The organism is Sorangium sp. So ce185 (assembly GCF_051526825.1).
GTDB lineage: Bacteria > Myxococcota_A > Polyangia > Polyangiales > Polyangiaceae > Sorangium > Sorangium cellulosum_D.
In genome coordinates this window covers 13,629,075-13,641,855 of sequence record NZ_CP150316.1, presented here as the reverse complement: position 1 = coordinate 13,641,855, position 12,781 = coordinate 13,629,075, and the positions used below count along the sequence as shown (strand labels likewise).

At 72.2% G+C, this 12,781-nt stretch carries 9 protein-coding genes; 5 read left to right on the top strand and 4 right to left on the bottom strand.

The window, feature by feature from the left end:
• The 4 genes from pilM to WMF26_RS50435 all read left to right on the top strand — a co-directional run bounded on the left by pilM (position 1) and on the right by WMF26_RS50435 (position 5,346).
• Complete coding sequence (pilM, locus tag WMF26_RS50450; protein ID WP_437998528.1) at positions 1-1,515, top strand: type IV pilus biogenesis protein PilM; 1,515 nt, start codon at positions 1-3, stop codon at positions 1,513-1,515.
• Positions 1,512-2,114 carry a type II secretion system protein GspM gene (gspM, locus tag WMF26_RS50445; RefSeq protein WP_437998527.1) on the top strand — a complete coding sequence of 201 codons (603 nt, stop codon included), beginning with the start codon at positions 1,512-1,514 and terminating at the stop codon, positions 2,112-2,114. The genes pilM and gspM overlap by 4 nt, the downstream gene beginning before the upstream one ends.
• On the top strand, positions 2,111-3,409 hold the full coding sequence (gene gspN / locus WMF26_RS50440) for a type II secretion system protein GspN (RefSeq protein WP_437998526.1): 1,299 nt from the start codon (positions 2,111-2,113) through the stop codon (positions 3,407-3,409). Before gspM ends, gspN begins: the two co-directional genes overlap by 4 nt.
• A gap of 92 nt (positions 3,410-3,501) precedes the next feature.
• Entirely contained in the window at positions 3,502-5,346 is a 1,845-nt protein-coding gene (locus tag WMF26_RS50435; RefSeq protein WP_437998525.1) for an STAS domain-containing protein, read from the top strand.
• Between the two features lie 28 nt (positions 5,347-5,374).
• Here the strand turns inward: WMF26_RS50435 and WMF26_RS50430 are convergent, their stop codons facing one another.
• From WMF26_RS50430 to WMF26_RS50415, 4 genes are all read right to left on the bottom strand, one after another.
• Positions 5,375-7,306 (bottom strand): sensor histidine kinase, encoded by a 1,932-nt coding sequence (locus tag WMF26_RS50430; RefSeq protein WP_437998524.1) that lies wholly within the window; start codon positions 7,304-7,306, stop codon positions 5,375-5,377.
• A 208-nt stretch (positions 7,307-7,514) separates the two neighbouring features.
• Positions 7,515-8,867 (bottom strand): threonine synthase, encoded by a 1,353-nt coding sequence (gene thrC / locus WMF26_RS50425; RefSeq protein ID WP_061623896.1) that lies wholly within the window; start codon positions 8,865-8,867, stop codon positions 7,515-7,517.
• Between the two features lie 54 nt (positions 8,868-8,921).
• Complete coding sequence (locus tag WMF26_RS50420; RefSeq protein WP_437953171.1) at positions 8,922-10,007, bottom strand: serine/threonine-protein kinase; 1,086 nt, start codon at positions 10,005-10,007, stop codon at positions 8,922-8,924.
• Between the two features lie 108 nt (positions 10,008-10,115).
• Positions 10,116-11,468 (bottom strand): NAD(P)/FAD-dependent oxidoreductase, encoded by a 1,353-nt coding sequence (locus tag WMF26_RS50415; RefSeq protein ID WP_437998523.1) that lies wholly within the window; start codon positions 11,466-11,468, stop codon positions 10,116-10,118.
• A 57-nt stretch (positions 11,469-11,525) separates the two neighbouring features.
• Between WMF26_RS50415 and WMF26_RS50410 the strand changes: the two genes are divergently transcribed.
• The gene (locus WMF26_RS50410; RefSeq protein WP_437998522.1) at positions 11,526-12,761 is read left to right on the top strand and encodes a hypothetical protein; all 1,236 of its coding nucleotides are present in this window, start codon (positions 11,526-11,528) and stop codon (positions 12,759-12,761) included.
• The last annotated feature ends 20 nt before the right edge of the window (positions 12,762-12,781 follow it).

Sequence of the window (12,781 nt, the reverse complement as noted above, 5' to 3'; positions counted from 1 at the left end):
ATGCACAGGCTGCTCGGGATAGATGCTGGGAAATCCGTGGTGCGGACGGCGCTCATCCGCACCTCGTACAGGAAGGTCTTCGTCGAGGCGCTCGGCGAGGCGCCCATCACGGACGCGGTCTCCGAGGCCGAGGCGATCCGCGCCGCGGTGGGGCTCCTCCGCCCCGACGCCGCCGCGATCGCGATCTCCGGGGAGAAGTCGTTCTACCGCCGCCTCGACCTGCCCGCGGCCGCGCAGAAGGAGGTCGAGAACGTCCTCGGCTTCGAGCTCGAGGCCACGGTGCCGTTCGAGATGGAGGACGCGGTCTTCGACTACCGCCTGCTCAAGCGGCCGCCCAGCGTCGAGACGCTGCCGGTCTTCGCCGCCATCGCGCGCGCCGACGACGTGCGCGAGCGCATCGCCGTCGTGAAGGAGGCGCTCGGCTTCGAGCCGGAGCGCGTCGCGCTCGGCGCGGTGGCGCTCGCCAACCTCGAGGCCGTGATGCCGGAGCTCGCCTCGCCCTCGCCCGCCGGCGCGAGCGTGCCGATCGCGCTGCTCGACCTCGACCACCTCACGTCCGAGATCGTGATCCTCTCCGCCGGGGAGCCGGTCTTCGCCCGGACGCTGTCGCGGGGGACGGCCGGGCTCCCCGGCACGGCGCCGGCGCTCGCGCGCGAGCTCCGCCAGACGCTCGCGGCCTGGCGCAACCTCGGCGGCGAGCCGCTCGCCGGGATGTACCTCGTCGGCGGCGGCGCGAGCGCGCAGGGCGCCGAGGTGTTCCTGTCCACCCAGCTCGGCCTCACGATCCTGCCGCTGCCGGCCCCTCGGGTCGAAGGGCTCACGCCGGAGCAGGCCGCGGCGCTGCCCCGCTTCGCCAAGGCGCTCGGGCTGGCGCTCGGGCTGACGCCGAAGACCAAGGGGTTCAACCTGAGGAAGGGCGCGCTCGAGGCCGAGCGCAGCTACCCGTTCCTGCGCGAGAAGATCCCGATCCTCGCCGGCCTCGGCACCGTCATCGCGCTGAGCTTCGGGTTCTCCATCGTCGCGGAGCTGCGCACCCTGAGCACCGAGCGGGAGCTCCTGCTCGCCTCGCTCGCGACCGCCTCGCACGACGTGCTCGGCGAGGAGACGAGCGACCCGGTGAGGGCCCGCGAGCTGCTCGACCAGGGCCCCGGCGCGGCCGACGAGGACCCGATGCCCCGCGTCGACGCCTTCGACGTCATGGTGCAGCTCTCGAAGGCCGTGCCGAAGGAGATCACCCACGACGTGCTCGAGCTCGACGTGAACCGCGGGCACGTGACCCTCCAGGGCGTCGTCCCGTCGGTGTCGGACGCGCAGATCATCGCGGATCACATGAAGGAACACCGCTGCTTCCGCGACGTGAAGGTCGGGCGGACGAGCCAGTTCACGGAGGGCAAGCACAAGTACGTCCTCGAGCTGGATCTCAAGTGCGAGGACAAGAAGAAGAAGAAGACCGGCGCCGACGCGGCGGACAGCGCCTCGGCGGGCGCGCCGGAGAAGCCAGAGGGATCGCGATGACGCTCCGCGAGCGACTCGACAAGCTGGAGCCGCGCGAGCGCCGGCTCCTCACCCTCCTCGTCGGATTCCTGGGGGTGCTCGTGTTCCTGGCCGTGCCGATCGGGCTCGCGAGCATCGCCTCCGGCAGGCGCGCCGACAACCAGGAGATCCGCGACCTGCTCCAGCAGATCTACGAGGCCTCGGGGAAGGTCAGCGAGCGGAAGGCGCAGAAGGACGCGCTGCTCGCGCGCTACGCGCGGCCGGCGCCGGCCCTCGCCGGCTTCATCGAGGACGCGGCGAAGCAGCAGGGGCTCACCGCGGCCGAGTCGCAGGATCGCCCCGACGTCCCGCACGGCAAGAAGTACACCGAGCGGGTCACGGTGGTGAAGATGCACAGGATCGGGATGCTCGGCCTCGCCAAGATGCTCGAGCGCATCGAGACCTCGGGCCACCCGGTCGCGGTGACGAAGCTGAACATCAAGCCGCGCGCCGGCGAGCCGGACTCGTACGAGGTGGAGCTCGGCGTCTCCGCGTTCGACCGGAAGGGCGACCCCCAGCCGGCGAGCCCCGCGCCGTCCGCGCCGCCGGCCGCCGACGAGCAGGAGGAGCAAGAGCCATGAAGGCGCGGCTCGTCAAGATCGCGAAGTGGGCGGCCTACCCGCTCTTTTACCTCTTCTGCCTGGGCCTCTTCGGCTACCTCACGTTCCCGTACGACCGGCTCAAGGACCGGCTGATCGCCGAGTTCGATCGCGCGCAGCAGAAGCGGGGCTCCGGCCCGCCGCAGCGCCTCGAGATCGACGAGCTCGACGCGTACTGGTTCACGGGCGTGGAGATGAAGGGCGTGCGGCTCATCCTGCCGCCGAACGAGCCCGGCTCGGGCAGGCCGACCGGCGCCGCCGCCTTCACCTCCACCTCGGGCGACGCCGCCAAGGACAGCGCGCCGAAGCCGAGCGTCATCGAGATCGAGGAGGCGCACGCCCGGGTGAAGATCCTGCCCCTCCTGATCGGGCGGATGCGGGTCTCGTTCTGGGCGAGCGTGTTCGGCGGGGAGGTCGAGGGCGTGGTCCCGATGGGCAAGTCGGGCGGCGACGTGCACGTCGAGGTCGCGGACGTGGAGCTCGCGCAGGTGGGGCCGCTCGGGGACATCCTCGGCCTGCCGATCGCCGGCACGCTGAGCGCGAACCTCGATCTCAGCGCGCCCGACGGCAAGTTCAACAAGGCGAGCGGCGCGCTCGAGGTCTCGGCCAAGGAGGTCTCGGTCGGCGACGGCAAGACGAAGATCCAGGGGCTCATCGCGCTGCCCGAGGCCAAGCTGGGCGAGCTCGTCCTGTCGGCCGAGGCGAAGGACGGCGTCCTCAAGGTCACGAAGATGTCCGCGAACGGCCAGGACCTCGAGCTCGACGGCGACGGCAAGGTCACCATGCGCGAGCCGTGGAACAACTCCACGGCGGACCTCTACGTGCGCTTCAAGTTCAACGACGCCTACCGGTCGAAGAACGACCTCACCAAGTCGCTGCTCGGCGCGCCGGGGTCGAACGTGCCCGGGCTGATCGAGATGCAGCAGCCCAAGATGAAGCGGTCGAAGCGCTCGGACGGCTTCTACGGCTGGCACGTCCACGGCGTGCTGAAGCGGCCGCGGTTCGATCCGCACGCCGCCGACTCGCCCGCGGCGCGGGGCCGCGGCAAGGCCGACGCGCCGAGCTCGGCCGCGACCACGAGGAAGCCCGGCGGCGTCAACCTGCCCCTCGGCCCCTCGGAGGCCCCGGCGCGGGACAGCGAGGAGCAGGGGAGCCCGCCGCCGGCGATGCCCCCGCCGATGCCGCCGCCGCCGTCCACCGAGGACGAGTCGCCCGAGCCGCGGGCGCGGCCGACGCCCGCTCCGCCGGCCGAGGGCGACCCGCCGCCGCCGGAATAGGGCCTGGACCTCACGCGCCAGGGGCGAGTAGGACCTGGACCTCACGCTCCAGGGACGGGTAGGACCTGGATTCACGCTCCGAGGAAGAGGCCATGCGGGACCCCAGGTGGCAGCAGAACCGGCGCATTCTGCTGATCGACGACAACGAGGCCATCCACGAGGATTTCCGCAGGATCCTCCGGTCCGACGCGGAGGCGTCGACCTTCGACCGCCTCGAGTCGGCGCTGTTCCGCGAGCCGCCCGGCCGGCGGCCGGTGAGGTTCGAGCTCACGACCGCGACCCAGGGCGCCGAGGGGCTGGAGAAGGTCCGCGAGGCGCGGCAGCGCGGCGCGCCGTACGCCCTCGCCTTCGTCGACGTGCGCATGCCGCCGGGGTGGGACGGCATCGAGACGCTCTCGCGCATCTGGCAGGAGGACGGCGCCATCCAGGCGGTCATCTGCTCGGCGTACTCGGATTACTCCTGGGAGGAGATCGCCACCCGGTTCGGGAACACCGACAACCTGCTCATCCTCGCCAAGCCGTTCGACCCGAACGAGGTCCGGCAGATGGCCTACGCGCTCACCGAGAAGTGGAACCAGCGCCGTGCCCTGTCCGAGGCGAACCACAAGGTGTCGGCGCAGTACACGGTGACGAGGATCCTCGTCGAGTCGACGACGCTGTCCGAGGGCATCCTCGCGCTCCTCGGCGCGCTCGGGGAGACGCTCGGCTTCCGGTTCGCCGCCCTGTGGCTCGGCGACGGCGAGAGCGGCGGCCTGCGCTGCGAGCACACGTGGAGCGCCGCGCCCGACGACGCCGCCGCGCTCGAGGCGGCGACCCGGGGCGCGCAGCTCGCCCTCGACGCGGGGCTGCCCGGCCGCGCGCTCGCCCAGGGGGAGCCGACCTGGTTCTGCGACCTCGACGCGGTCGAGGACGACCCGCGCGCGCTGGCGGCGCGCGGCGCCGGCCTCCGCTTCGCGGTCGAGCTCCCCATCGCGGTCCGCGCCGACGCGCAGGTCGCGGCGGTGCTGGAGCTCATGGACGCCGAGCCGCGCGAGCCCGACCCGGGGCTGCTCGACGTGCTGCTCGCGATCGCCGCCAAGGCCGGACACTTCATCGGCAGCAAGCGCGTCGAGGCCGCCCTGCGCCGGAGCGAGGCGAACAACCGCGCGCTGCTCTACGCCATCCCCGACACGATCCTCCGGCTCAGCAGCGACGGCATCTGCCTCGACTTCAAGGCGTCCCGGGAGTCGAGGCCGTCGCTCCGCGCCGAGGACTTCCTGCACCGGCACGTCGCCGACGTGTTCCCCGCCGGCGTGGCGGAGCAGATCACCGAGCTCGTCGGCCGGGCGCTCGCCGACGAGGCGACGCACGTCTTCGAGTACCAGGAGCAGGTCCGCGAGGGCACGCGCGACTACGAGGTCCGGATCGCCGGCAGCGACCGCGCCGAGGCGGTCGTGATCGTGCGGGACGTCACCGAGCGCAAGCGCGCGGCGGCGGAGACCGAGGCGCGGCGCGCCCGCGAGGAGGCGCTGCGGGCGCAGAACGAGATGCTCGCGGCCCTGTCGACCCCGCTCATCCCCATCAGCGACGACATCGTCGTGATGCCGCTCGTCGGCGCCCTCGACGCGCAGCGGGCGCGCCGCGTGCAGGAGACGCTGGTCCGCGGCGTCGCGTCCCGCCGCGCGCGCGTCGCGATCCTCGACATCACCGGGGTGCCGCAGATCGACGGCCAGTGCGCCGACGAGCTCCTGAGCGCCGCCACCGCGGTGCGCCTGCTCGGCTCGGAGGTGATCATCACGGGCCTGAGCCCCGACGTGGCCACGACGCTCGTCGAGCTCGGCGTCGACCTGAGCGGGATCGTCACGCACAACACCCTGCAGAACGGCATCGCCGAGGCGATGACGTCCGCGGGCGCCCGCGGCAGGCCGAGGCGGCGCCGCGCGCGGCGGCGCGGGTAGCGGGCGGCGGCCGCGCGACGCCGGCCGCTCACGGCCCCGCCGCGCGCTCGGCGGCGGCGCCCCCGAGCCGCACCGGGAGCTCGAGCGTGAAGGTGGCCCCGCGCCCCACGCCGTCGCTCGTCGCCGACAGCACCCCGCTCATCTCCTCGGCGGCGAGCGCGCAGCTGTGCAGCCCGAAGCCGTGGCCGCCGCTGCGCGTCGTGAACCCGTGGGAGAAGATCCGCGTCAGGTGCTCCTTCGCGATGCCCACCCCCGTGTCCTGCACGCAGATCCGCACCGCGCCGTCCCTGCCCGCCCCGCGCGCCTCGACCCGCAGCGTGAGCTCGTGCTCCCTGCCGGGCAGCTCGTCCATCGCGTGCTTCGCGTTGCTGATGAGGTTCATCAGGATCTGCAAGAGCTTGTGCTTGTCGACGTAGACCGGGCGCGGGCACGCGAGCTCTCGCACGACCTTGAGGTGCGGGCGCGAGAGCGCCGCGTCGTTCATCCGGAGGGCGTCCTCCAGGAGCTCCGAGAGCTGCACCGGCTCGACCACCGCGGTGGTGCCGGCGTAGGTCTGCTGCGTCCGGACGATGTCCTTGATGTGGTCGACGCTCTTTTCGAGCTGGTCCACGTAGCGCAGGATGCGCCGCCGATCGCCCTCCAGCGCGGCGGACAGCGCCTCCAGGTAGGCGATGAGGTGCCGCCCGCGCTCGTCCTCGGTGAGGAACCGCCCGGGGTCCTCCCGGTGGCTCGCAAGGAGCTGCGCCGCCCGCTCGAGCTTCTCCAGCTTGAGGCCGCCGAGCTCCTCCCCGATGAGCTTGGCGGACACGTTGACGGTGTTCAGCACGTTGCCGATGTTGTGCACCACGTTCGTGGCGATCTCCGCCATGCCGGCGCGCCTCGCCGTGTCGAGGACCTGGCGCTGGGCCGCCGCGAGCTCCGCCGTCCGCTCGACGACCCGCTGCTCCAGCGCCTCGTTCAGCTGCCTGAGCTGCTCCTCGCTCGCCTTCAGCGCCGCCTCCGCGCGGCCGCGCTCGGCGAGCTCGACCTGGAGCCGCTCGTTGGCCACGAGCAGCTCCGCGGTCCGCTCCGCCACGCGCCGCTCCAGCTCGCCCTTGGCGCGCTCCAGATCCTCGTTGAGGGCCTGCACCGTCTCCCGGAGCTGCTGCTCGCGGGCCGCCCGGTCCGAGACGTCCGCGTACGCCTGCTGGAGCCGGTCCTGCCGCGCCAGGGTGACGCCGAGCAGGTGCTGGAAGGCGTCTCGCAAGCGCTTGATTTGCTTTATCTTTCCGGCGGGGCTGAGCTCCCCGGAGACGTCGCCCGAGGCGTAGCGCGCGGCGTCCGCGGCGAGGCGCTCGATGGGGCGCACGATCTCGCGGCTCAGGAGCCAGCCGAAGGTCAGCGCCAGGAGGATGCTGCCGCCCACGCCCGCGGCGAGCCCGATCAGGGCGCGCTGCTTGAGCGTGCGGCCCCTCGCCTCGAGCTCGCTCAGCGCCTCCTTGTGCTGCGCCTGGCCCGCCCGCGCGCTCGAGAGGAGCACGAAGGTCAGCTCCTGGGCCTCGCCGTAGAACACCGACGTCGCCCGCGCCGCGTCGCCCTCCTGCATCGCGTCGAAGATCGCCGCGTGCTGCGCGTCGAGCTCCGCGTACACCGCGCCGAGGTGCTGCCACAGCCGCTCTTGCGGCGAGCCCCGCTCGCCCCGCGCGCGGTTGAAATGGACGAGCGTCTGGTCCCGGCGGGACGCGTCATCGGTCGTGTACGGCGAGACGTCGAGCCCGCGCAGCGCCTCGCCGACGGTCTCGCGCTGGGTGATCACCGCGAGCTCCATGTCCTGCAGGTCGACGAGATCGCCGAGGAGAGCGAGCTGCTGCGCGGAGATCCGCGAGAGCGTCGCGTTGACCAGGGGGAGGAAGACCGCCAGCGCGACCGCCACCGTCAGGAGCGGGGCGAACGAGAGCAGCGTGCGGTGGCGGATGTCCACGGAGGCCTCTGCCGGACGAGGATGCCGGGGGGATCGAGCGCGTCAAGGCGCGCCCGCGCCGCTGTCCCGCGCGGGCCCGCCAGCCCTCCGTCCAGCCTCCAGTCCAGCCCCCGCCGCCCCCCGATCGGCGGGCGCGCCGATCCACGTCGGCGGGCGCGCCGATCCACGCACGCCGCGGCCGCTCAGCGCCTCCGCGGGCCGGCGCCGCTCAACCCTTCTTGCCGGTCTGCGCGGTGTGTTTGGCGTGTTTGTCCAGCGCGGCGAGGACGCGGTCGTAGTCGGGCGGCAGCTCGACCGGCGGGTTGGCGAGCCGGCTCGTCACGTCGGGGAGCGCGCGCTCGTGGTATTTCACCTTGAACTCCGTGAACTTGAGGCCGTTCGCGGTCGAGACCACGACGACCCGCTGGCGCTTCTCGACGAGGCCCTTCTTCACGAGCTTCTCCAGCGCGGCGAGGGCGACCGCCGTGTGCGGGCAGGTGTACATCCCGGTCCGGTCGGCGCGCGCCGCCGCGTCGCAGAGCTCGTCCTCGGTCACCTCCTCCGCGACCCCGTTCATCGCCTGGAGCGCCATCATCGCCCGCGGCGCGCTCACCGGGTTGCCGATCTGGATCGCGCTCGCCAGCGTCTCGCCCGCCTTCATCGGCACGACCTCGCTGCGCCCCTCGGCCCACGCCCGGTAGAGCGGGTTGGCCCGCGCCGACTGCGCCACGCACAGGCGCGGGAAGCGCGTCGTCAGGCCGAGGTCCTTCAGCATCTTGAAGCCGGCGTAGAGCGCGTAGGCGTTGCCCAGGTTGCCGCTCGGCAGGACGACCCAGTCGGGCAAGGTCCAGTCGAACTGCTGCACGATCTCGATGGCCACGGTCTTCTGGCCCTCGAGGCGCAGGGCGTTCATCGAGTTCGCCAGGTAGACCACGCCGTCGGCCGAGAGCCGCTGCACGATGGCCATGCAGCCGTCGAAGTCCGTGTCGAGCGAGAGCACCAGGGCCCCCGACGCGATCGGCTGCACCAGCTGCGCCATCGACACCTTGCCCCGCGGCAGCAGCACGACCACGGGCAGGCCGGCCGCCGCGCCGTACGCCGCGAGCGAGGCCGACGTGTCCCCCGTCGACGCGCAGGCGATCGCGCGCACCTCGAGGCCCTCGCGGATCGCCTTGTTCACCACCGAGACGAGCACCGTCATCCCGAGGTCCTTGAACGACCCCGTATGGCTGTTGCCGCAGAGCTTCACCCAGACGTCGTCGAGCCCGAGCGAGCGGCCGTAGCGGTCCGCCCAGAAGAGGTTCGTGCCGCCCTCATCCATCGACACGATGGCCTCGTCCGGGACCTGGGGCGCGACCCACTCCCGCTTGCCCCAGACCCCGGAGCCGTAGGGCCACACCGTGCGCTTGTAGCGCTCGTCGAAGAGCTTCATCCACGTCGCGGGGCTCCGGTCGCGGAGCGCGTCGATGTCGTGCGCGACGTCGAGCAGGCCGCCGCAGGTCGGGCAACGGTAGAGGGGCTGCGTCAGCGGGTAGCTGCCGGGACAGCCGGTCAGACATCGGAATGCAGCAGAGTAGGCCATGGCAATACGGATCTCCTGGGTGGCGGGAAGCGCCCGCGGGAGGTGGTGTTCGGTTCAGTCGAAGCGTGGGGCTTCCATGCCGAGCCGCCTATAGAAGTAGATCGCCGCGTTCCTGGCAAACGATCCCTGCGGGACGTAGACGTCGTCCGGCTCGGGGAGCGGCTCGTCCGCCGAGAGCGGCCCGTCCCGCTCGCCCGCGAGGCGCTCGAGGTCCTCCAGGAACGCCTCCATCGAGGGATAGCGGTTCTCCGGGCGCTTGCGGATCGCCTTCAGGATCACCGACTCGAGCTGCGGGTCGATGCTCTTCCGCTTCTCCGAGGGGCGGGGCGGCGGGGTCACGAGCTGCCGGGCGAGGAGCTCGGACTGCTCCGAGCGCGGGAACGGGAGCTCGCCGGTGAAGGTCCGGAACATGACGACCCCGAGCCCGTAGACGTCGGTGCGGGCGTCGGGCCTGTCGCTCACGACCTGCTCGGGCGCCATGTACTCGAGCGTGCCCACCGCGGTGCCGGTCGCCGTGATGTGATCGGCGTCCTGGATCTTCGCCAGGCCGAAATCGAGCACCTTGACCGCGTACGGGTCGCCCTGCGCGCCGACGAGGTAGAGGTTGTCGGGCTTCACGTCGCGGTGGATGATGCCGACCCGGTGCGCGGCGGCGAGCCCGGACGCGGCCTGGGAGAGCACCGGGACGGCGAGGTCCGCCTCCATGCGGCGCTCGCGCCGGAGCCAGTCGCCGAGCGACTCGCCGAAGAGGTACTCCATGACGATGTACGGCGCGCCGTCGGCGGCGCGCGTGCCGGCGTCGAGCACCTTGACGATGTTCGGGTGCCCGATCTTCGCGGCGCTCTGCGCCTCGCGCACGAACCGCTCGCGCGTCCGCTCCGCCCGGGCCGCGAACGCCTCCAGGACCTTGATCGCGACCGGCTGCCCGGTCTCGATCTCGATCGCGAGGTAGACGCGCGCCATCGCGCCCTTGCCGAGGTAGCCGCGCACCTCGTAGCGCTCCCCGAGGATCGTCCCCCGCAGCCGGGTCGGCTTGTACCGGAACAGGTCGACGCGCCGCGCCTCGGCGAGCTCCGCGCCGTCGTAGGGGCAGAAGCGATGGCCCGCGTCGTACTCCCGGTGGCAGCGCGCGCAGAACATGGCCCCGCTTCGAATAGCGCCCCGCGCTCCGGCCACGCAAGCGCTCCGCGCGCGCGCGCCTGACGCGGCGCGCCCCGCGCCTGCGCGGGCGCCGCGCGGGCGCCGCGCTCACGCCGCCTTGCGCGGCGAGCGCCCCGTCAGCTTGGTGTAGGCGTGATAGCCGAGCCAGCGGATCGGCTCGGGCGGGACCCCCCCGAGCGGGTACATGTAGAAGGGCAGGTCCCGCCACCGCGCGTCGTCGCCCGCGTAAATGTCGCAGAGCACGCGGCCCGCGAGGTTGCCGAGCGTCACGCCGTGGCCGCTGTAGCCGAGCGCGTAGTACACGTTCCGGTGCTCGCCGCGCACCCCCATGCTGCAGATCCGGCTCATCGTGATGCCGAGCGTGCCCGTCCAGCGGTGCGCGATCCGGACCCGCTCGGCCGCGGGGAAGTAGCCGACCAGCCGGCGCCGGATCGCCTCGAACGCCTTCCCGGCCGAGTCGGGTGAGCCGGGGTAGGAGGTCTTGTTCCCATAGAGGTAGGCGTACGCCGCGTTGCTGCCCCCGCCGAACACGAGCTCGCCGGCGGGGGTCATGCTGGCGTACGCGATCCGGTCGTGGTCGTCGCTGAAGCCGGCGACCTGCCCCCAGCCGAGCGCGGCGCGCGCCTCGGCGTCGAGCGGCTCGGTCGCGATCACGTGCGAGTGCAGCGGGAAGATGCCGGTCTTGAAGTAGCCGAGCCGCGGCGTGTAGCCGTTCGTGGCGAGCACGATGGCCGACGCCCGGACGACCCCGCCCGGCGTGGTCAGCTCGATCGTGCGCCCCTCCTGGATCCGGAGCACCGGTGTGTCCTCGTGGAGGGCGACCCCACACCCGAGGAGCAGCGGGCGCAGGCCGCGCAGCAGGTCGACCCCGTTGAGCTGCCCCTCGGTCGCGTCCAGCACGGCCCCGGCCGCCCCGCGGACGCCGAGCCGCTTCGCGAGCGCCGCGCCGTCCAGGTACTGTAGCGGAATGCCCCACCCGGCGAGCTGCTCCGCCCGCGCGTGCGCCGCCTCGGCCCGGCGCGCGTCGGTGAGCACCTCCATGCAGCCGTCGCGCCGGTAGCGCACCGGGAGATTGTGCTCCTGGATCATCCCGACGATGCCGTCGATGCCCGCGCGCGTCGCCTCGTAGACGCGGCGCGTGAGCTCCGGTTCGCGGTAGCTCACCCCGTTAATCCAGTTCAGCATCATCCCGCCGTTGCGCCCGCTCGCGCCGTTGGCGAGGTGACGCGCCTCGAGGATCATGACGCGGAGGCTCGGAAATCGGCGGATTAGATGGTATGCCGTGGAGACGCCGGTGAACCCGCCCCCGACGATGGCCACGTCGGCCGCCGCGTCCCCGCGGAGCGGCGGGGCGGGCTCATAGACCGGGCCCGCCTCGCTCCACACGGAGCGAGCGGAATCGATCTGCGTGCGGGTGTCGACGAGAGCTGCCTGGGTCACGATGATTACCTATCAGATGAACGCTCCGTCTGGCACCATGGACCCCAGGAGCCCTGCTTGAAGCGACGTGTCCGGCTCTGCATGAAGGATCTCTTCCACCAGGACGTGGTGGAGATGATCGAGCGCGAAACCCGCAAATACCAGATCTGGTCGATCGAGGACCCTTCCGACCCGGACTTCGACACGGCGTATCAGATCCTCTGGGACTGCTTCGGGCCTCATGGAGAGATGGAGCGCAAGGAGGCGATCCACGCGTTCCTGCGGGACGACCCGTTCACGCCCGAGCCGTCGGGCACATACATGCGCTACTTCCTGCTCGTGGCGCGAGACGCGGACGGAAAGGTGCGCGGCGTGCGCGACGGGACCGTGCTCGTCAATCCGGCGTACGCGCCGGATCTCTGCGTCATCTACCTCGCCCACATCTTCATGATCCCCGAGGCGCGCGGGACGGTGCTGTCGTACTGGCTGCGCATCGCCCCGGTCGAGCTCGCCATGCAGTACCTCGCCGACCTCCACGCGATGGGGAAGATCACGCTCCCCGCGCCCTCGGCCCCGGGCAAGTACTTCGGGATGAACCTCGATCTCGCGGCCGAGGTCGAGTACTTCACCCCCGAAGAGCGCCTGTCGTGGCAGCGCATCCTGTTCTACGGCCGCGGCGGGTTCGACGCGATCAACCCGCGTCATTTCCCCTACCGCCAGCCCGACTTCCGCGATCCCGAGGAGATCCGGGCGACGGGCAACCAGCCTTCTCCGTTCATGGTCCTCGTCCGGCGCATGGGCCGCGAGCGGCAGGCGCAGCTGCCGATCGACGAGGCGCGGGCGCTCCTGCGGCTGCTCTACGACGATTTCGCGGATCACTGCGCGCCGCACCTGCTCGAGAACAGCCTCCAGCTCGTGCTCGACCGGCTGGAGGAGCGGGCGAAGCGGAAGAGCTTCGTCGAGCTCCTGCCGCTGCCGAGCGGGCCGAAGGACCTGCACCGGCTGAAGCCGCTCTTCCGGTACAACGTGTTCACGAAGTACTACCCGGAGAGCCCCGACATCCGCGGCTACCTGAACAGCGGCATCCGCGAGCGGCTGGCCGCGAACCCGCGCTACCTCGACGAGGAGCTCGCCCGCATCGCGCGGGAGCTGGAGGCCCGCCCGCCGTACGTCTACGGGAGCCGGGACAAGAGCGCGACCTGGGAGGGCACGCCGCTCGCGCCGGGGTCGGAGCCGCCGCCGCCCGAGGGCGCCGACGCGGGCGAGATCACCCGCGAGCTGCCGGCGCCGCCCGGGGCCGCGACGCCGCAGTGAACCAGCGGGCGCGAGCGCGC

What these genes read in the sequence shown, in the direction of transcription:
- pilM (WP_437998528.1), top strand. Translation starts at nt 1, where the DNA reads ATGCACAGGCTGCTCGGGATAGATGCTGGGAAATCCGTGGTGCGGACG.
- gspM (WP_437998527.1), top strand. Translation starts at nt 1,512, where the DNA reads ATGACGCTCCGCGAGCGACTCGACAAGCTGGAGCCGCGCGAGCGCCGG.
- gspN (WP_437998526.1), top strand. Translation starts at nt 2,111, where the DNA reads ATGAAGGCGCGGCTCGTCAAGATCGCGAAGTGGGCGGCCTACCCGCTC.
- WMF26_RS50435 (WP_437998525.1), top strand. Translation starts at nt 3,502, where the DNA reads ATGCGGGACCCCAGGTGGCAGCAGAACCGGCGCATTCTGCTGATCGAC.
- thrC (WP_061623896.1), bottom strand. Translation starts at nt 8,867, where the DNA reads ATGGCCTACTCTGCTGCATTCCGATGTCTGACCGGCTGTCCCGGCAGC.
- WMF26_RS50420 (WP_437953171.1), bottom strand. Translation starts at nt 10,007, where the DNA reads ATGTTCTGCGCGCGCTGCCACCGGGAGTACGACGCGGGCCATCGCTTC.